Source organism: Pseudomonas sp. NPDC086278, assembly GCF_050280905.1.
GTDB lineage: Bacteria > Pseudomonadota > Gammaproteobacteria > Pseudomonadales > Pseudomonadaceae > Aquipseudomonas.
Window position 1 is genome coordinate 17,870 of the sequence record NZ_JBNNWE010000047.1, and the last position, 19,950, is coordinate 37,819.

The 19,950-nt window shown below is 60.5% G+C and carries 7 protein-coding genes and 1 pseudogene; 1 reads left to right on the top strand and 7 read right to left on the bottom strand.

The window, feature by feature from the left end; genetic code table 11:
- Window position 1: 1 nt before the first annotated feature.
- From ACQKP4_RS16170 to ACQKP4_RS16190, 5 genes are all read right to left on the bottom strand, one after another.
- On the bottom strand, window positions 2-4,321 hold the full coding sequence (locus tag ACQKP4_RS16170; protein ID WP_427634666.1) for a hypothetical protein: 4,320 nt from the start codon (window positions 4,319-4,321) through the stop codon (window positions 2-4).
- Window positions 4,314-8,375: a neuraminidase-like domain-containing protein gene (locus ACQKP4_RS16175; RefSeq protein ID WP_427634668.1), complete on the bottom strand. Its 4,062-nt coding sequence runs from the start codon at window positions 8,373-8,375 to the stop codon at window positions 4,314-4,316. The genes ACQKP4_RS16170 and ACQKP4_RS16175 overlap by 8 nt, the downstream gene beginning before the upstream one ends.
- A gap of 55 nt (window positions 8,376-8,430) precedes the next feature.
- Window positions 8,431-12,048, bottom strand: a complete 3,618-nt coding sequence (locus tag ACQKP4_RS16180; RefSeq protein WP_427634670.1) for a Tc toxin subunit A — start codon at window positions 12,046-12,048, stop codon at window positions 8,431-8,433.
- A 149-nt stretch (window positions 12,049-12,197) separates the two neighbouring features.
- Entirely contained in the window at window positions 12,198-15,044 is a 2,847-nt protein-coding gene (locus ACQKP4_RS16185) for a hypothetical protein (protein ID WP_427634671.1), read from the bottom strand.
- A gap of 296 nt (window positions 15,045-15,340) precedes the next feature.
- A complete protein-coding gene (locus ACQKP4_RS16190; protein ID WP_427634673.1) occupies window positions 15,341-18,388 on the bottom strand; it encodes a hypothetical protein in 3,048 nt (1,015 codons plus the stop codon).
- Window positions 18,389-18,576: 188 nt separating this feature from the next.
- Here ACQKP4_RS16190 and ACQKP4_RS16195 point away from each other — a divergent pair.
- Window positions 18,577-18,687, top strand: a pseudogene (locus tag ACQKP4_RS16195) (DUF6124 family protein); the annotation flags it as partial.
- Between the two features lie 139 nt (window positions 18,688-18,826).
- On the opposite strand, the gene ACQKP4_RS16200 reads toward ACQKP4_RS16195, so the two are convergent.
- On the bottom strand, window positions 18,827-19,186 hold the full coding sequence (locus tag ACQKP4_RS16200; RefSeq protein ID WP_427634675.1) for a PilZ domain-containing protein: 360 nt from the start codon (window positions 19,184-19,186) through the stop codon (window positions 18,827-18,829).
- 244 nt (window positions 19,187-19,430) lie between these two features.
- Entirely contained in the window at window positions 19,431-19,805 is a 375-nt protein-coding gene (locus ACQKP4_RS16205; RefSeq protein ID WP_427634677.1) for a tetratricopeptide repeat protein, read from the bottom strand.
- Window positions 19,806-19,950 lie beyond the last annotated feature (145 nt).

Genomic DNA, 19,950 nt, shown 5'->3' on the forward strand with positions numbered 1-19,950 from the left:
CTCAGGGCAGCGTCGGGTCGTAAAAATGCAGCCGGAACGTTTCCTCATCGAGGATCTCGTCAGCCTCGCCAGGAATATAAGCGCGGACGACTGTGTATCCCACCGCCCCCTCCGAACCGTAACTTTTCCTCACCCATCCATTCGAGTCCGACAGCGAGGTGCCATCCGGCTGTTCTTGCTTGACCCATCGAATTTCCTTGCCTGCGACCGGTGTTCCGTCAGCCCTCGAAACGACCCGAAACTTGATGAATGCCTGGCCGTCAACAGGGTACGAGCCAGCCCCTTCGATGTCGGACATCATTCGGCCGAGCACCTTGAAGTCCAACGAGCGGGTATCTCCCAAACCTACCGTTGCGACAAGTTTCTGAACACTAGGCAATGCTGGCGTGAAGCTTACGCTCGATAGGCCGTCCCGCCCTGTCACCGTCGAGGGCAGCGACAACCCGGAAAATGCCCATTGCACCTGTATGTTCTCCCGCGGCAGACCATCCTGGCGCGAAATCACTCTGACCTCGGCGCTTGCTTGCTCTCCCAAATCAATGGTCAGGTCAGAACTGTTCAGGTAATGAATGATCGGCACCAGCCCGGTGTAGTTCATGACAACCGATTCCCAACCCAGCTCACCGCCCTTGACGATTGCGGTCAACAAACCGCGACCGTCAGCCTCCGTGGGTAAAAAGGTCAACCGGGCAATACCGTTGGCATCGGTCATTGAAGAACCCAGTTCCTCATCCCAGTATTTCCACATCACCGCCACCCCTGGCAGTGGCATGCCGGTGCGGCTTGACACCACCTTGGCGTGGGCAAAACCGTCAGAGACGGGAACGGATATGGGCACATACAACTCGATGATTTTGCGCGGTTCATTCATCGCAAACGCAATCGACAGCGAGTCCGAGCGCAACTCATCGCCCACCGTCGCCGTCAGCTGGGCCGCTCCGGGCGAGACGGGAACAAACCGCACTCTCGCCACACCGTAATAATCAGTCACAGAAGTCACCAACCCCAGATCAGGACTACGCCACGTCACCGTCTGCCCCACCATCGGCCGGCCACTGATAACCGACACCACGGTGACCTGTTCGACTAGTTCCTGGCCCCAATCCAGTGTCTGAAAAGCACGGTTGTTGCCGGCGATCTTGAGCACCTGCGAACCTTCCCCCACAGACATCGCGTTACCCGGCGACAGGCTCGCCAGCCGCTGCGACGACAAGCGCAAGGCGAAACTTCCGTCCTTCAGATCACCCACCTTGAACAAGTAGTGCAACCCCGAGTCGTAGAACATTCGTGGCACGCCGAGCCCTTCCGACAAGAAGCTGATACCCAGTTCGGCAGGCCCGGTCCCGGTCATGCCCAGCGTCAAGCCTTGACCGAACAGTGGGCTGTTACCGGGCGCCGTCAGGTCGATGGAGTGTTCACCCTTGCGCCGCGGGAAACAGGTTTTCTGGCCCCAGGGCTGGAACGGTTGCTTGTCGAAACTGACCTGCAGCCCCGCCCACGGATCGCTCGCCAGCGCCGTAACCTGCGTCGAGCGTTTCTCTTGATAGCCATCGTAAGGACTGGAAAGCCGCACCTCGACCTCATGTTGCCCGGCGATGCCCGGCGCAAAAGCAAAACCGGACCAGCCATCGGCATCGGTGTGCAACTCGCTTGCCCCCTCCGCCGTCCAGGTCACGGGCACCTCGCCGACGGCGCGGGCGGTGAAATGCGAGAACACCCGAGCCCACACCCAGGCAGGGTCTTGGCCGATGACCGGGTCCACGGCCGATTCACGCAACACCTCAATCCTGACTTTGTTATGGCCCAGCACCATCGCCTTGGCCGTGGAGCTGAAGCTTAACTGGGGCAGCTCCAGCGCCAGGGCGAACTGGCCAGGCGTCTCACTGGCGGTGAAATCCAGCGACCAGATCGCGCCGCCGTCGCTGACCGGTTGAGGGCTGTTCAAATCGGGGCGGACCGTTGCGTCCAACTGGTCGGCGGGTGTCCCCGACCAGCTCAACGATGCCATCAGTCCCACCAGCGGGCTCAAGGCATTGGGCAATACGTTAAAACGATGAAGCGCACCCAGGCAGGGATAGAGCGTCTGGCCATCCAGCGTTGCCGGTATCTGATCCAGCACCAGGCTCACTTCTTGTGTCAGGTCCGCGGACACCAATCGCCCGGACAACTCTCGAACGGTCGTGACGCTTTCAAGGCGCAACTCCAGCTCAAACAGACTGCTCTGGCTGGTGTTCACCGCTGAGACCAGCGTCCATTCCACGCCGCTGGCCAATAAAGGCTTGGGCGTTCCAAGGTCACTGGGCACCAACCCGATCGCCGGCGCCGCGCCGCGCCAGTGCAAGCTGATGTTTTTGCCGACCCACGTACTGCCGCTGACGGGCACGACTTTCAGGGTATGTGCCTGTCCTCGCCGGCAAAGCACCCCGAGTGCCACCCGGTCGACTTCCACCTCATCCAGCAGAATCCTGACCTCGCTTTTCCAGGGGCTGGTCGCAATCGCGTTCACCGTGAATGGCCGCTCAACCGCAACCGCTTCCGCGTGCGCCTTGATCCGGGCGGTGACTGACTTGTCGCCCGCGCTTTTCGGCGTATACAGCACACTCGCCCAGCCACCGGCGCCCGTGGTGACCGTGGGCAAAGGGCCCTCGGGGGTCGCCCAGTCGACCAGCGCATTGACGACGGGATCACCGTCGCCGCTCACTACCACATGCACTACCTGTACCCGCAACAGCACACTTTCGTTTTCATCCACCACCGGACTCTTGTTGGCCTCGCGCACCTCGCCGACCTTGACCAGATTGCGCGCCAGCGACATGGTTTTTTTCGCCGAAGGCAACAGCAGTTTCGAGCACACCAACGACAGATCGAACCGGCCGTCCAGTCGGTCCTCGCTCGTCAGCGTCCAGGCAAACCGGGCGTCCGTGACCAGCACCGGTTCTTCAAGCGCCGGGCTGACGGCAACGCCCAGTTGCTCATGGGAATCACCGCTCCAATGCAACGACAGCAGCGTATCCAGCAACGGACTGTCGGCCGGCAGTTTCACGCTGACCGAATAATCCGAGCCTCGATTGGGATAGCCGGTTTTTTCCTCCCAAGGCGCCTCCAACCCCTCGGTGACCGCCAGCACGTCCTTCCACGGATCCGTCGCCAATGCCCGGACCGCAATGGTTTGAGTCGCGACGCCGGTGGCGTGATATGGACTCGCGACCGACGCCTCGATGGCGAATTCGCCAGGCTGCGTCGGCTGATAATCGAAGTACGCCCAGCCTTCATCGTTGGTCACGGCGGCGCCTTTCACCCCTTGTCTCGCCAGTGTCCAGTTCACCGTCCGCCCGTTGAGGGGTTGCCCGGTGTAATACGAAGCCACTTGTACCCCCAGACGCACACTCTGACCGTATTCAAGCACCGGGTAGTAAGCGGCTTCGAGCACTTCGCGGAACACCAACCGGTGATGCCCCAGTGACACGGTCACCGGATAAGCGTCGGCGCTGTACTGATTGAGCAGATTCATCGAGAAGAGGTAAGGCTCATCGTCTCCGATCCATGGGCAGTCGAGCCGCCATTGCTCGGCAAGCGGATGATCCACGCCCCAGGAAGGCGTCGCGACCACCGCGCCCAGCGGGTTGTCGTCGCTGGTCAACGCCGCGTGGGTATCCAGCCAGGCGTTGCCCGGCACGGGCCGGAAAGTCAGTCGGTGGGCAAGGCTGGCGGAGGCCCCCAGGCACAGGTACAAAGTCCCGCCCGGCGGCACCGGTTCTTCGTCAAGCAGCAGCGCTTGCATCACCGCCGGCGCCAAGTGCAACTGGAGGTTGATTCGAGTGATACACACTTGGGAAACGTAGTCGCCCGCCGTGTTGCGCGGGCTGAAGACCCCCACGGTGATGGTGTCCTGACCTTTGAACGGCAGGTCCAGCTCGACCTCGTACTTGATGGGTTTGAACTCCAGCGGCTGACCCTTTTGCAGTCGCGCCTGATCGTCCTCTGGATTGCGCAGCCCTCCTGGCGGCAACGGGATCTCCAGCGTTTGCGGCTGCCCTTCGATGCTGACGACCAGCTTGCCCGCCTCGGCATGACGCGTCTCGCACAGGAAACCGAGGACATAACGAGCCTGAACGCCGGGGTCTTTGGGCACCGTCAGCGGCTGACTGACCGAAGACTCATTGCCAGCCTTCAGGAAACGAATCGGTACGCCCTCATAGATTTCTTGCGCCGTCCCCAGCCAGTCCGGGTTGATCGGGCCTTTTTTCCAATGACTGAACGCCTGCTCGAAATCACCGTTACGCACCAGACTTTCATTGGCCAGGATGATCGGTTTATTCATGACGTCCTGCTCCGTCGAAGGTGGGGTTCTGCGCGACCTCTTCGGCGCGGGTCACCAGGTCTTCGACGGTCCGCGTGAAGGTTGGCTCGCCGCCTCGGGCGGTGTAACGGATGCGCACAATAATGTCCGTCAACGACAGCAGCATCGCCTGCTGTGGCGCTTTTTTCGGCCAGGGGAAGCTCAACGTCCAGCGCGACACCACCCCAGTGTTTTCGAAGGGGTTGAGCAAGCCTTCATCGGGCTTTATGGCGGTCATGCCGTTGTCGGCAATCCCCATCGACAAGGCAATTTGCTGACCGCTGCGCAGGTTGACCTGCACATCGGCAGGCGCCACGGCGCCGTCCGGCCTGTGCAAGTACCTCACCGACTGTGCCGACGCTTTGGTCGCAATCATGCTGCTGACCTGGAGCAAGGTGGCCCGCACATCCTGAAAAGGCCCGGTCAGTACCGGCAGATCGACCTCGACCGAACTGATCTGCCGGCAGTAATGGCCCGGATGGTCGCGATCGAACAGCAACTGCGTGAGCCGGAACTCCAGCGTGCCGTTTTTCTGCAAGCGATCCAGCGCCTGCGTCCAGCCGGTAATGCCCGGCTGCGGATCGAACGTGTCGTCGAACAATTGCCGCAACGAAACGGTTTTAACCAGTTCCAGCCGACGCTCATGGCGTTGCAGGTACTCGCGCTCCATGCGTAGCAAATGCCCGCGCAGATGCTCGCCGGCCGTCAGGCCGTGGCGGTTGTCCAGCCAGACCTGAGGCAATGGAATCTGCGCGTCGTAATCGCCGGTTTCCGCGCTCAGCGCGGCCTGGGCGTTGAGGCACAAGCTGACCACCGCATCGTAGGCCTGGTAGTGCAACGCCTTGAGCTGGCCCAGCAACCAGCCGAACAGTTCGACATTGGTCGCACGCTTCTTGAGGAAGTTGTAAACCGTCAATGCCTGGCTGTTGGCCCTGAGGGTTTGCTCCAGGCTGGTGCTGGCGGCTTGCACGGCATGGGTCTGCGCGCTGATTTGCTGATCGAGGGCCCGGACTTCCGCCAACGCCTGATCCCGTTGCAGTTGCCATTCTGCACGGCGACGGCGATAGCCTTCGGTGGTGGCTTGTTTGTCCGCGTCCAGTTGCAGCATCGACGAGGCGATCTCCAACCCGAAGCACACCGCATCGGTCACTTTTTCAAGACGGTGCCCGCCATTGGCCAGGCCGAAAACGTTGGGCACCGCCGCTAAAACCGCACCATAGGGTTTGATGCTTGACGCGGCCAACGCCAACACTTTCGACCGTTGCAGACTCTCCATGACCTCGTATTCAACCGCCGATACGTTTTCGTCATAGCGCTGTGCATAGGCATCGGCCCGTTCCTGCGCCACGGCGCGGCTCTGCTCCAGCGCCGTCACGTTCACTTGCAGTTGGGCGATGGTCTGTTCCTGCACGGTCCGGGCGTAGGTGCCCAGTTCCACCAGATGGTTTTGCTGCATCTCCTCCTGCTCGGCCCGATCCCGTTGTTCGATCAAGCGCAGCACCTGATTGCCGTATTCCTGCAGTGTCTGCACGGCCCGTAACGCGGCCTCGAAGCTCACGCGCCAGCGGAAGGCGCCCACCACCAGTCGCCCGCCCATGGGTCTCGGCCCGCCGACGCCGCCGGCGGCCAGATCGCGCAGTAACTGGTTGGGGTCCGTGGGCGGACTGAAAAGCGCTACTTCCAGCGGTTTGCCGTCGAGGGTGAGGTTGTGACGCAGGTTATGCAGGCGCTGGCCGGGCAAGTCGTACATCCCGAGCAACTGCTCATTGATCGGTTGCTTGAAAGGCTCGTTGGCCAACAGCCCAAGCAGCGGAGGGGCGTCGGCGGCGGCAGGGAAATCCGCCAGGCTGAACACCAGACTTTGTTCAAATTGCTCAAGCGCCGGCCGCGACGTGCTTTTGTTCAAAAGGCTGCCAACCGTGTCGGTTTCCCAGCGGTTCACCGTGCGCACGGTGGGTGCCTTGCCCATCAGAAACTTGGCCTGCACGTAGCACAATTTGGCCGCCACCAGACTGTCCCGGGTGAGTTGGCGGTAATACCAGTCCCCCCAGGCCACCAGGTTCTTGACGTACTCGGTGAACACCAGGATCTGAAAATGCCGGGGCGCCGAATAGCCGATGGCGTCGGGGTCGGTCGGCGCTTCGGTTTCACAGCCCAGGTTGCCGGGGCCACTCAAGGGCCGGCAGCGCCAGTACGCAGGCTTCGAATGCGCAGGGTCGGCGGGCGCCTGTGGGTCGAACAAGTAGTGCAGCCAGTGCTGCGCTTCCAGAAAACGGTCTTCCGCGCGCAAGCGTGCAGCCACCAGATGTGGCAGATGAAAAAACAGCTCCCAGAAAAACAGCCCGTTGGCGCCGTTGAATGCGCCGTTCGGCTCGTCGATCGTTTCAGCATCCGGGGCCGGCTCAGACAGAAACTGGGTGTCCCAATCCAGCACGGCGTCGACGGAAATATTGGAGCGCTGTACCAGCTCGGGGCCGAACAGCGAATTCAGACGGGTGAATTCAAGCGTCAGGCCTGGCTGCCTGAAGGCGAGAAATTGCGCCGCATCCCGGGTGTTTTTGAGCAGTGCCGGCGGGGTGAAGTCCGTGACGTTGACGATCGTCAGGACAAACTTTTTACGCCCCCCTGTGGCAGCACCAAAGGTAAAGGTCGGGCTCACCCATGATCCTTTTGCGCGCCTGAAGACCTGCCATGGAGTTGCCCAGCCACCGGCCATCGGCTGGGTGACTTTGATCGGCTCCGGGTCGCCCGCGGCCGGGTTTATTAAGGTCAACGTGAACTCGGCGTTGCCGGTACGGCCCGTGGGCCGCAAGACACCCTGGACAACCAGCAGATCGTCGTTGCCAACACGAAACGCCACGGCCTGCAGTTCCAGGTAGGGCGTCAGATCGCCCGCCGCGTCCACCGTGGCCGTGACCGTCGGCTGATTCATCAGCGGGTGCTGAACCGTCTCGACGGCGACAAAGCGCTGCTGCGCCGCGTGCTCGAGCCAGCCGCCATCGTCTCCGATCACCGGCCGGAACAGCACATCACGCACCGCGTACACCTTGAGCCCATCTGCGCCGGGCTTATCGTCGGTCAACAAAACCCCCAGCTTGCCCTTGGGGTGGTGATGATCGGCCCACACGGTCGCAATCAGCCGGGCGCCGGCAGAATGGTCATCGTCGTACTCGCAACCGCGCAGGTTCAACGGCGCCGACCATTGACCGTTCTGCGTCATGAAGGCCACGTTGATGTCCAGTTTGTGCGGCAAATATTCATCGGCCTGTTGGCCCGATACCTTGTCGCGCCACTCGGCCCAGACCAGGCACAACCGCCCGCTCCAAAACACCGGACGAATGTCCAGCACCTTCACCCCCGTGGGGATGTCCACGGCCTGCCACTCACTCCACGCCGCCGGATTAATGGCTTTGCAACTGGCAGAAAGCTCCACCTCAGCCTTGCGCCAGTAGTACTGGAACGGCGGCACCCGCTGGCGACCGACGAAGTAATAATCGGCACGCTCGGGCGCGGCACCGTCCATGTAGCTGCTGATTACGTCCAGGTTGCAGGTTTGCTCGAACGTTTGCAGGTAGGCCTGCAACGCCGATTGCACCGAGTCGTTGTTCAAACGCGTCTGGTTGAGGTTGTTTTCCAGGGTTTTGAACAGGCTGGTCTTGCGCTGCCGCACAAAGGGATTGATGAAGTTTTCCGGGTACAGCGCGATCAGTTGCAACGCGGCCCAATCCGGGTAGTTGCTGTAAAGCTCCCAGGTGGCCAGATCACGTCTGTCGAATTCGACGTCGGCATAGCCCGGTTCCAGCTTGCGATACGCGGCGTGAATGAACTGCTGGGAGCAACTCGTCGCTTCGGCGACCCAGGAACTCTGCACCGGGTAACGGTCCAGCGGATCCATGCGCAGCAATTCGAACAAGTCGGCCGGGGTTCGCACAAAGCCGTACTTGGGGTTCGCGGCTTTACCCACTTGCCCTATGCAGTATTCGACCAAGGCGCTACGACGCTTTTCGAGCAGGCCCGCCATCGTGTTCAGTGCCATGATCCTTCCTCCTTAAGGTGTGAACCGCAGACGCATGACCAGCCAGCGATGCCGTTCATAGGCCTGCCTCCTCGCTGTTGAACGTGATGGGTTCAAAAAACGCCTGCGACTCACCCGCCTCGCTGAGGACGCTGATCTGGAACGTTCCGCCGGTAGGACTGGAGACAAACACTCGCGTCAGGCCCTGCTGGTTGGTGTAGGCCTGCGCGGGACGGATAACCAGCGACGCTGGCTCGACGACAGAGTCCAGCACCTCGAAATCCCATCGCACGAGGCTGTTTTTTCCAAGGTTTTGATAACTGTCCAGCAGCGTGGCGTAGAGTTCGACTTCCTGCTGGTAGGGCACGGCGCCCAACGGCACCCGCGACATGAGGGGGGGCGGAAATTGCAGGCTAAGCGGGTCGGCGACCACGTTGATGGTGGGGGCATACTCCGGCGCGAGCAGATCCAGCCAGAATTGCGGGGTGTCCGTACCGGTGACCTTGCCGGGTATGAACTCGGCTTTGACCTCGCCCTTCGTATCGCTTGCCTTGGTGGCAATGCTGCCCAGCCTGGCGCTCCAGTAAACGTTGACACCGCTCAACAGTTTCCCGTCGCTATCCTTCAGGGTCACGGTGAAGGTGATCTTCGCCCCCGGTTTGTTGGCCACCACTTCGGAGTTGTCCACGACACAGGTCAGGGTGACGATCTGTTGCAGATCCTCGGTAAGCGGCACCACCGGCGCACGGGATTGGGACAGACTCAACAGCGCATGCTCGGCCGCCTCTTCGTACCTGGGCTTGTCTACCTCGTCCGGCAAAGTGCCCATCAGGAAGATGGTCAAGGCATCCATGCCGGTGTGCGCCGCCATCACGCGAACACGCATCAACAGGTCCAGTTGGGTCAGGTTTTTCAGGACTTTGAGCTGTGGATCGATGCGGCTGACGCACTCGCGCACCTCCTGCACGCTCCAGTCAAAAAACTCCGCCAACCGGATGGACGCCGCTTGCTGGGCCACCCGCAACGCATCCCCCGCCAGCGGGGAAGGCAACGCGTTGACCTCACGCAGGTAATCGAGCAGTTTCTGCGCCGGCTGCTTGCCTAACTCGAACGCCCGGGTGAGCGAGGTCAGGTAATACAGCGTCCTGACCGTGAACGCGTGTTTGTCGTCCTGCCCCAGCCAGGCCTCATGGCCGCCATTCAGATAGTCCTGCAACAACTCGGCGCTCAACTCCAGTTTCGCCACCACCGCACTGCGGCGGCGCACATCGGCCAGCAACGCGAGCAGCGGATCAGGCTGTTCGCTGCGCCCGCCGAGAGAGTCTTCAAACCCTGACGGTGCGTGTTCGAGCACCTGACGCAACAGGCGGTGCACCGTGGCATCGGCCCAGGTCAGCACCTGTATCGCTTGCTCGGCAGTGACCCCGGCATACACCGCCAGACATTCCTTGACCACCGACGCCTGAGCCTCCCGGGCCTGCAAGAGGACGGTGAGCATTTTCTCGACGATCACCGCGCGCACGCTCTCATCGCCTTCACCGAGACCGTCCTTCACCGCGTTATCCAGCGCGGCCCGGGCAACGATCAGGTACTCGGCCTCGGTACCCGTAAAGGCCATGACCAGCCCATCGGGTTCGACCAGCATCGTCAGCAGGTCGAGCCAGCTGGCGCCCGCCAGCGGCGGTACGTCGGCCATCAACAACGCCATGTTGGTAAACAGGGCGCCGGAGACCACATCGCGCACCTGTTCAAACAGCTGCCGCTCCGCCTCGGAAACAGCCGTCAGCGCTTGCGGCGCCGAGACCTGTTGCAACATCCACAGCACCGGGATGTTGCGCTCGGCGCACCACCCCACGCAGGAATCCATGGCGTAGATGAGGTTCAACACATCGGGCGTGTTGACCCGAGTCGTATTGATCCGGGGCACACCCGCCAGGCCATTGAGCCAAGGCTCCCCACCCAGCAATGTCAGCATCAGCACGCCCTCGACCGGCGTGATGCCCAACAGGCGTGGCAGCCTCACCAGCCGGTAAAAACTGGACATCATCGCCGCGCTGCGCAGCAGCTTGTCGTCCTTGACGTCATGCGCGCCGGCAATCGCCAGCGCCAGGTAACGGTAAGTTTGCAGATCGATCCCCAGAGCACTGCACAGCTGGGCGACCGTCAGATCGGACACGCCTTGCGCGGGCAATAACGGGAACGGTTTGCCATCGAGCTTCAACGGTTCGCGATAGTCGCCCCGGCCATTGAACACCTGATCGAACTGCGAGAGTTCCTCACCGCGACCATAGATCGACACCTCGTCGATAAACGCGGCAAAGTCTTGCGCCGTGCATCCGTAGCGCTCGCGTAACGACTGAAACAGGCCCAGTGCATGCACGACTTTTTCCGTGATCCGCCACGACTCGGGCTGCGGGTCACCGCGCGCTTCAGCCTTGATGGCGGCCGCCAACAGCGCGTCCACCTGTTCGCTGGGCAGCTCCAGCCACTGATCCAGCCGCAACTTGCGGTTCATCCGGTCGTATCGTTCAAGGCCCACGGCGGTGGTGGGATCGGCCGACAATCGATGCAGGAACGACGGGCCGGAGCCGCTGCCGGTGATGCCCACGGCCGGGTGGGTATTGGCATTGAGGTAAACCGATCCGGAGCGCCCGCTTTCCGGCTCTACTGGCACAGCTGGCGTGTACGTCACGTTAGCGGAGCGCTCTGGCGCAAACTCTCGCACCGACAGCAAGGCCTCAAGTCCCGGAGTGTCGAGTTTGGTCCGCTCACCAAAGAACGGCACCTGGTTGAGGTTCTGCCACGCCACGCCATCGGCACCGAAATTTTCCAGATAAAAAGCATCGCGCCCTGCCGTCGTCGCGGCGGGCTCCGTCAGCAACTGCCGCTGAGAAGGCCCCAGCCGCGACGCGTGGGCCAATGCTCGCCCCGCATCGTCAGCCCAGGCCTGATCCTGCAAAAAGTAGGGAAAGGAGATATCCACCCGGTGCGCAAAATTGCCCAGCGACAGGCCATGGTGGCGCGCGACCGCATCCAGGGTGTCCCAGTGCTGGTAATAAGGAAGCCCGTTGGGATAGCGCGCCTCGATCATCGCCTGTTCAAGATCGACGTCAGGCTCATGCTCGGCGATGAAGGTTTCCAGCACCGGGACGATGATGTCGACCGCAGACACCGATTGATGCACCGCGTTGAAGTCGACAGGCAGCGGCTTCAGGTCTTTGCGTCGGTCATGCAGTGGCAGCTTCTGCGCAGTGTTCGCAACGGACTCGATGCGTTGCTCGATCCACCGCAACAGCTCAATCAGATACGCCACTGGCGAAGCCAGCGACTCCAGCGCCTGCGGCGGGCAAAAGCTGTCGAAGTCGGGGCTGAACAGGCGCTCGAAACTGGGCCCCGCCACCATCGACAACAAACCGCTGACGGACCCTGTGGCCGCAGTGTCAGGGCGGCACAGGCTGTGCTCGATAAACTGGCGCCGAACATAGATGGCCATGCTGTTGGCCCGTCTCAAGAATTCGCGAGCGTCATCGGCGCTCACCCCATAGTCGTTCACCAGCCCCTGCACGCCCTTCTCCACCAGCGGGAAGATCGACCCGCCCTGCTCGATGTAGGTCTGGAGGGCGGCGTATTGCGCGCGCTGTTCTTCACTAAACACCTGGTTTAGCAGTTGTGAGGCAGGGCGAAGTTCAACCATGGTCAGGTTCCTTGAGTCGATAACAACCCTGGATGGCCTGACAGCGCTGTCAGGCGAGGCATTCGATTGCACAGATTGGGCGCCCGAAACCGATCAGCGTCTACTGTCAGAAATGACAGTAAATTCAACCGTTCGTCAGATGTCGGCCATCAGGATTGCGCGGAGGGAGGCAGGACGTCGAAACGTGAAGTTTCCACGGTGTCCGAATAAATCGACTCACCTTCGCCTGAGAAAACTTCGAAGAACCGGCACCAATTGCCGCCACTGGGCAACGTCCCCAGGGCCGGTGCCTGCCAGCCTACAGTGGTGAAGGTGAAAGCCGCGGTCCAGGACAGATCCGGGTTGAACCAACTTATCACCTGTCCGCCCCCCGGCCGGCCTTGACCTTGGAACCGCACCGGGTTGCTGACCCGATGCCCCGCTGCCGGCCGATCGAACGAGGGCAAATACGTCCCCAGTTCAACGTTCCGGACAGGTGAATCGACGGACTCGAACCCCTCGCAAGACGCCACCGCCACCAGCCCATAGCGGCCGCCGGGCTGATCGATCTCAACCGTCACCGACCACGTCCGGTCCTCCAGCACCGGGCTTTGCGCCCGCACCTGACGTGCGACATCGCCCAGCTTCACGGTGACCGTATCCCCCGGCACGCCAAAGCCTGACACCACCACCCGCCGACCGACGCGCTCCCCGGCTGCCGGGGTTTCGAGGTACGGTGCCGCCGGTACGACGTTGTAGTTGAGCGCCTGGCTGTCCTTGGATGCCTGACCGTCGGCCGTTTGCCTGGCCCTGATGGTTTTGGCCCCCACCGGCAAGGTCACCTCGGCTTTCCAGCGACCGTCGGGGCCCACCGGAATGTTGGTGAGCAAAGGCTCGGCAACGCCCTCCAGCCGGACCTCGACTCGCCCGTTCGGCATGGCCCAGCCTTCAATCATTGCCGTTCGCGGCAGATCGCCGTTTTCCTTCGGTAGCGTGATCACCGGTGGTAGCAGTACGGCCTTGAACGTACGCATCTCACTGCGTTCTGACTCCTGCTGATTGAACGTCTGCCGCGCGTCGATGGTGTATTCACGGTAATCCAGCCCGGTGAGGTCGATCGACCATGCACCGTCGCCAGTCAGCCGTTTGGGCTCGCCCAGATTCCCGCCGAATTGAGCATCGCGCAGCTGCATCGTCGCCCCATCCATGCCGCTGTCCCCCTTGATGGTCACGTCGCGGCCGACCTCCGAGTCGGCTTCGGGCTCAGTGATCACCGGTTGAGGGATGGGCGCGTTGACCACGAAAGTCTTGGACGCGGCCGGTGAGGTTTGCTGCGCGGCCGTTTGGGTGATCGTGGCGGTGTGGGTCTTGCCAGACTCAAACGGTTCGGCGCGGCGATAGCTCCAGGTGCCGTTTTGATTGTCGACGGCATGCTCCGTGGGGCTGTCGCTGTACTTGAGTTTCAGGACCGCGCCCGGCCAGCAAATACCGCTGAGGTTCGGCGAGAGCCCATTCTCGACCGGCTCGTTCATCACGGGCGCCAACGGCGCAATGGTGACGTTGAGAATCACCCAGTTCGGCGAAGTCTGATCGTTCAGCGTTTGCTGGATATGCACTTCCCGCTCGAAGGTGGGTCCCCATACGTCGGAAGCCCTGCTCGACCAAACACCATTGGAAACTCTGGCATCAGGCACGGCTTTGCTGGTGCCGTCGGGGTTGTAAAGCATCACCGTCGCGCCGGTTAAACCCTTGCCAGAGAACGTCGGCTGGTAGTCCTTCGTGTATGTCACGTCGTAGGGATCAGGAAATCCCCTGTCAACGGAAAACGTGTACGGCTGTGACTCAATCCAGCCATTGGCATTGTCGGAGACCTTTTGAATCGCCTTGAGGTTGTAGGTGCCGAACGGCCAATTCGTCGCCGTGGTTTCCCACTTGCCAGCGGTCACTTGGGCAGCGGGCGGAGCGGTTCCACCCGGACCGCTGACCACCGTGATCTCGATCGTGGCGCCGGTATGGCCGGCACCTGAGAACTTCACCGTGGTTTCCGTTGGAAAAGTGACGCTGACAGCGGTCAATTTGGGAGGACGGACTTTGAAGCCTCGGGCGGGGCTTATTTCAGAAGGCTTACCCTCGTAAATTTGCCACGCGACAATCGAAAACGGACCTGGGGGCATATCCCTGTCGAACCTCGTCACACTCCACTGTCCGTTTGCCCCAACCGTTCCTTCTCCGATCTTGAACGAATGCTCAAGGTCTTTGAGCACTTCAACTAAGGCCCCTGCCACACCGCCGCTTCCGGATAACTCTCCTCGCGGATCGGTCACCGCGCCGGACTGTGGTACCTCGATAACAGGAGGAGGGATTACGTGCCCTAGATTAATGTGGCGCAACGACGTTTTTCCGTAGCTCACTCCGTGACTACCATGCGCCACTCTGAAAGAGAACGGTCCTTCGTGTTTAGTTAGATCAAGTTGTATTTGCCAAGTACCATCGCTGCGGGCAGGTTCAGACACGCCAAGATCAGGCCCGACGTTAGCTGGGCCTCGAGTAAAACGAAGTGTCTGACCTGGCGCTGCGTTGTTACCGCTGATGTTTACCAACTCACGGCCGTTCACCACTTCGCCCTCGACCGGGGTTTCAATATTCGGTGCGCCGAAGATCGTTATTTCCTTGGGATCTGAGTCCAGGTAAACCGGCCCAGGAATAAAGCGACGCGCAGCGATTGTGTACGCGCCGGACTTGAGTTCAGGATTCAGGTTGAGATACCACCAGCCCGGCGTAGCAGTTGGTGTAGACGAACTTATTTCTCCACCGCCGGGGTATTCAATAATCCATAACCCACCCTCGCTCCCCAACACAATGGTTCCACCGACAACCATGTTGTTTTCATCAAATGTCTCGATAACGGGCCGCGAGTTTAAGGTTGTTGCTTCAATGGAGGGCAGTGGCAGTTTTGCCTCATTTTGAAAGCCTTCATGAGTTTGCGCTGCCCCAGCGTCATTCTTCTCTTCTGCCATGACCTGCCACCTCTCTTACTACCCGCTGCTGAACATTCCAATGAGTTCTTTCTACATCTCGAATCGAACGCTTACCTACCTGTAAAAAACTGACAGTCCCGACAACACCTGGTTTAACAGTTGTGAGGCAGGGCGAAGTTCAACCATGGTCAGGCTCCTTGAGTCGATAACAACCCTGGACGGCCTGACAGCGCTGTCAGGCGAGGCATTCGATTGCAGAGATTGGGCGCCCGAAACCGATCAGCGTCTACTGTCAGAAATGACAGTAAATTCAACCGTTCGTCAGATGTCGGCCATCAGGATTGCGCGGAGGGAGGCAGGACGTCGAAACGTGAAGTTTCTACTGTGTCCGAATAAATCGACTCACCTTCACCTGAGAAAACTTCGAAGAACCGGCACCAATTGCCACCACTGGGCAATGTCCCCAGGGCCGGTGCCTGCCAGCCTACAGTGGTGAAGGTGAAAGCCGTGGTCCAGGACAGATCCGGGTTGAACCAACTTATCACCTGGCCGCCCCCCGGCCGGCCTTGGCCTTGGAACCGCACCGGGTTGCTGACCCGATGCCCCGCTGCCGGCCGATCGAACGAGGGCAAATACGTCCCCAGTTCAACGCTCCGGGCAGGTGAATCGACCGATTCGAACCCCTCGCAAGACGCCACCGCCACCAGCCCATAACGGCCGCCGGGCTGATCGATCTCAACCGTCACCGACCACGTCCGATCCTCCAGCACCGGGCTTTGCGCCCGCACCTGGCGTGCGACATCGCCCAGCTTCACGGTGACCGTATCCCCCGGCACACCAAAGCCTGACACCACCACCCGCCGACCGACGCGCTCCCCGGCTGCCGGGGTTTCGAGGTACGGTGCCGCCGGTACGACGTTGAAGTTGAGCGCCTGGCTGTCCTTGGATGCCTGACCGTCGGCCGTTTGCCTGGCCCTGATGGTTTTGGCCCCCACCGGCAAGGTCACCTCGGCTTTCCAGCGACCGTCGAAGCCCACCGCAATGTTGGTGAGCAACGGTTCGGCAACGCCCTCCAGCCGGACCTCGACTCGCCCGTTCGGCATGGCCCATCCTTCAATCGTCGCGGTTCGCGGCAGATCGCCGTTTTCCTTCGGTAGCGTGATCACCGGTGGTAGCAATACGGCCTTGAACGTACGCGCCACACTGCGTTCTGAGTCGCGATTATTGAACGTCTGTCGCGCGTCGATGGTGTATTCACGGTAATCCAGCCCGGAGAGGTCGATCGACCATGCACCGTCGCCAGTCAGCCGTTTGGGTTCGCCCAGATTCCCGCCGAATTGAGCATCACGCAGCTGCATCGTCGCCCCGGCCATGCCGCTGTCCCCCTTGATGGTTACGTCGCGGCCGACCTCCGAGTCGGCTTCGGGCTCAGTGATCACCGGTCGAGGGATGGGCGCCTTGACCACGAAAGTCTTGGGCGCGGCCGGTGAGGTTTGCTGCGCGGCCGTTTGGGTGATCGTGACGGTGTGGGTCTTGCCAGACTCAAACGGTTCGGCGCGGCGATAGTTCCAGGTGCCGTTTTGATTGTCGACGGCATGCTCCGTGGGGCTGTCGCTGTACTTGAGTTTCAGCACCGCGCCCGGCCAGCAAGTGCCGCTGAGCTGCGGTGAAAGACCATTCTCGACCGGCTCGTTCATCACCGGTGCCAACGGCGCAATCGTGACCTTGAGGATGATCCAGTTCGGCGACTCCTGCCCATTGAGGAATTGCTTGATATGCACTTCGCGCTCCAGCACCGGCCCCCACACTTCAGACGCTCGGCTCGACCACTGGCCGTTGACCACGCGCGCATCGGGGGCGGCCGTCGAACCACCGCCAGGGAAAGGCAGCTTCACCGTAGCACCGGAGTAGCCTTTGCCCGAGAAGGTTGGCTGGTAGTCCTTCGTGTACGTCACATCGCTCGGGTCCGGAAAGACCCGATTGACGGTGAACGCGTAAAGCTGGGACTCAATCCAGCCATTGGCATTGTCGGAGACCTTTTGAATCGCCTTGAGGTTGTAGGTGCCGAACGGCCAATTCGTCGCCGTTGTTTCCCACTTGCCAGCGGTCACTTGGGCAGCGGGCGGCGCGGTTCCACCCGGACCGCTGACCACCGTGATCTCCAGCGTGGCGCCGGTGTGGCCGGTGCCTGCGAACTTCACCGTGGTTTCGCTTGGAAAGGTGACGGTGACAGCGGTTATTGCGGGAGGCCGGACTTTGAATGATCGAGCGGTACTTCGCGGCGACTCCAAAGCACCGATGATTTGTTTGGCAACCAGTGACACGGGGCCTGCGGGCCTGGAGACAGGCACACTCCACGTGCCTGCGGGCATTTGCACATTCGCTTGGCCCAGCTTGTTCTCACTAAGATCGACGAACACCTGGGCAATGGCCCCTTCCTCACCGTCGGCCCCTGAAAGCGTAAAGGTTTCATCGACCACCGCACCGGCTGCGGGAGAAGTAATCCGAGGTACCGTTACATCCAGCCTCACATTGACCGGAACATCCACCGCCCAACCGGAATCGTAGCCTCTGAGTGTCTGCCTGGCCGTAAAGGTGAACGGGCCCACGGGTAAATTTCGTTGTAAAACGGTTTCCCATTTACCGTCGGCCGCTACAAGCGCCTGGCCATACGAAGTATCTACACCTGAGGGTTGGATCGAGACTGTTGCACCGGGAAGCCCGCTGCCTGAAACCTTCGGTCGGTATTCACGAATGATGTCACCCGATTGGGGGACGGTGATGAGAGGTTCATTCAAGACGATCACCGTCCACTCATCCGAAGGCTCCGATTCAATGCCTCCGTCAATCTGAACGGCCACTAGTTTCACTGTTTTATTTTTAGGTAGCCCGTTTGCCATAACGGCCCAGGTACTCCCCCCCGCAGTGGAGGACCAAAATTCCGGCCCATCTGGCACCACTCGCACCTCGACTCGCGCGCGGAACAAAGATCCATAACCCAAAAACGATACGGCCCTGTTCGTGATGATTGTGTTTTGCGGCGGTTCAATGATGACCAACTTGGGAGGTGCAACCGTGAACCGTTCTGACACCCCCATTGGAGATTTTCCGAGCCCGGACAAAGTGTACTGAGTGCGCACCTCGCATCCGGCGCCCGACGCCATATCCTCGGCAACGAAGCTATACCCGCTACCGCTATGTGTACCGCTAAAAGCTTTACTTTCGCCTCGCGGACTTTCAATGGTTGCTGTCCAACTTCCCGATACATCGCTGGGGAAACTAACTTGAACAGTGACGGTGGAACTCTGCACCGCCCCTGCTAATAGAAGAACGGTCGGAGCAGGCAAATCGGTATTTATAAGATCATCGGTTTTATGAGTCACGATTTGCGCTCCCGAAGATGCAACGGTTCTTGCGACGATGTCCTCTTATAAAGAAATCCGCTGCAAAGAGTTACCTGTAAAATCTGACAGTTTCGACGAACGGCAAGCCCCGCCGTCTACACATTTTCGGTAATGCTTTCGACGCCCAGCGTGGGACTGCATCACCTTGCGCAACGGACTACATTCTGCTGGACGAGAAGCCGCGGCATCGGGCGATGGCGATTTATCAGTTGAGTGAGTTGGGGTTGATGCTGGTGGAGCGGTCACTGGATACCGAAAAGGCGATCAGGACGGCGTAGCGTTTCGCTGTATTTTTTTGTTGTCTGTCATGACGCCATCGCGAGCAAGCTCGCTCCCACAGGGGATGTGTGAACCCTGGAGATTCACTGTGGGAGCGAGCTTGCTCGCGATGGCGGTAGTGAAGTCACCCCACAATTTTCAGGCAGACGCCGGCAACGGCTGAAAACTGAAGTACTGCTTCAACGCACTCACCAATTGCCCATATTCCGGCGGTGCCCATTGCAGGCCGAACCCAGCGTCGTAGTGCTGCGGCGTTTCGTCTTCACGGCACCATAGGCAACACGCCGTCAGGTCAATGACCTGCAGGCTGCCGTCGCTGGCGGGGATTTTCAAACGCAGGTCAAAGTCGACACCCACCATCATCGGCAACTGGCTGATCAGCATCAGCCCGTCTGCGGACACGTTGCCCAGAAAGCCGATGGGTTTGTCGGTAATGCTGTTGAACACTTTCAAAAAATACGGCAGCTGATGCCGCTCGATCCGGCGGTCGATAAACATGCGCAATTGGCCCAGCAAGGCCCTTAAGCAGGGCCGCACTAATGCTTCGGAACGAGCCTTCTTCTACTTTTATAGAGAAATGGGCGCGCTCTCCCCGATCCCGGTGCGACAGTCCATAAGCCGCTGTCGCTTAATGCTGCCGGTCTCAGGTGTGCTTCTCGGCTTAGAGGCAAGGCTCTAAAACCGATCTTCTGGACTATAGCTCACCGCCGCAGGTCGGCCAGACTTTGCATGACAACTGCCATCAGAACTGCGTCGGGCGCACCGCTGCGGCGCTGCGAGTCGGGTAATGGCCCAGGCTCTGCAAGGTTTCCAGCCGCGCGCGGGCGCGGTAGGCGTATTCGCTTTGCGGGTAGGACGCGATGATGTACTCGTACGTCTGCGCCGCGTCGATAAACAGCTTCTGCCGTTCCAGGCACTGGCCGCGCATCATCGACACTTCCGGCCACACATAAGGCCGCGCGCGACTGGAGCGGTCGACTTTGGACAGTTCGAGCATCACCTGCTCGCAATTGCCACGGTCATAGGCGCTGTAGGCGTTATTCAAATGATGGTTCATCGACCAACGGGTACAACCCGTGACGCTGAGAAAAAGGACGGCAATGAGCGCGAATCGCATGAGGGTTCTCCTGTCTTGTGCTCTGTATCGACCTATTGGCGAAAATCTTCAGGACGCTTGCAATCAAAGTTGTACGGTTCAATAAAGAAAGGAATAAGTAGTGCACATGAACAATGACTACACCTTGAGAGCGTAGTAGCCTCAC

What these genes read in the sequence shown, in the direction of transcription:
- ACQKP4_RS16180 (WP_427634670.1), bottom strand. Translation starts at nt 12,048, where the DNA reads ATGGTTGAACTTCGCCCTGCCTCACAACTGCTAAACCAGGTGTTTAGT.
- ACQKP4_RS16185 (WP_427634671.1), bottom strand. Translation starts at nt 15,044, where the DNA reads ATGGCAGAAGAGAAGAATGACGCTGGGGCAGCGCAAACTCATGAAGGC.
- ACQKP4_RS16175 (WP_427634668.1), bottom strand. Translation starts at nt 8,375, where the DNA reads ATGGCACTGAACACGATGGCGGGCCTGCTCGAAAAGCGTCGTAGCGCC.
- ACQKP4_RS16205 (WP_427634677.1), bottom strand. Translation starts at nt 19,805, where the DNA reads ATGCGATTCGCGCTCATTGCCGTCCTTTTTCTCAGCGTCACGGGTTGT.
- ACQKP4_RS16170 (WP_427634666.1), bottom strand. Translation starts at nt 4,321, where the DNA reads ATGAATAAACCGATCATCCTGGCCAATGAAAGTCTGGTGCGTAACGGT.
- ACQKP4_RS16200 (WP_427634675.1), bottom strand. Translation starts at nt 19,186, where the DNA reads ATGTTTATCGACCGCCGGATCGAGCGGCATCAGCTGCCGTATTTTTTG.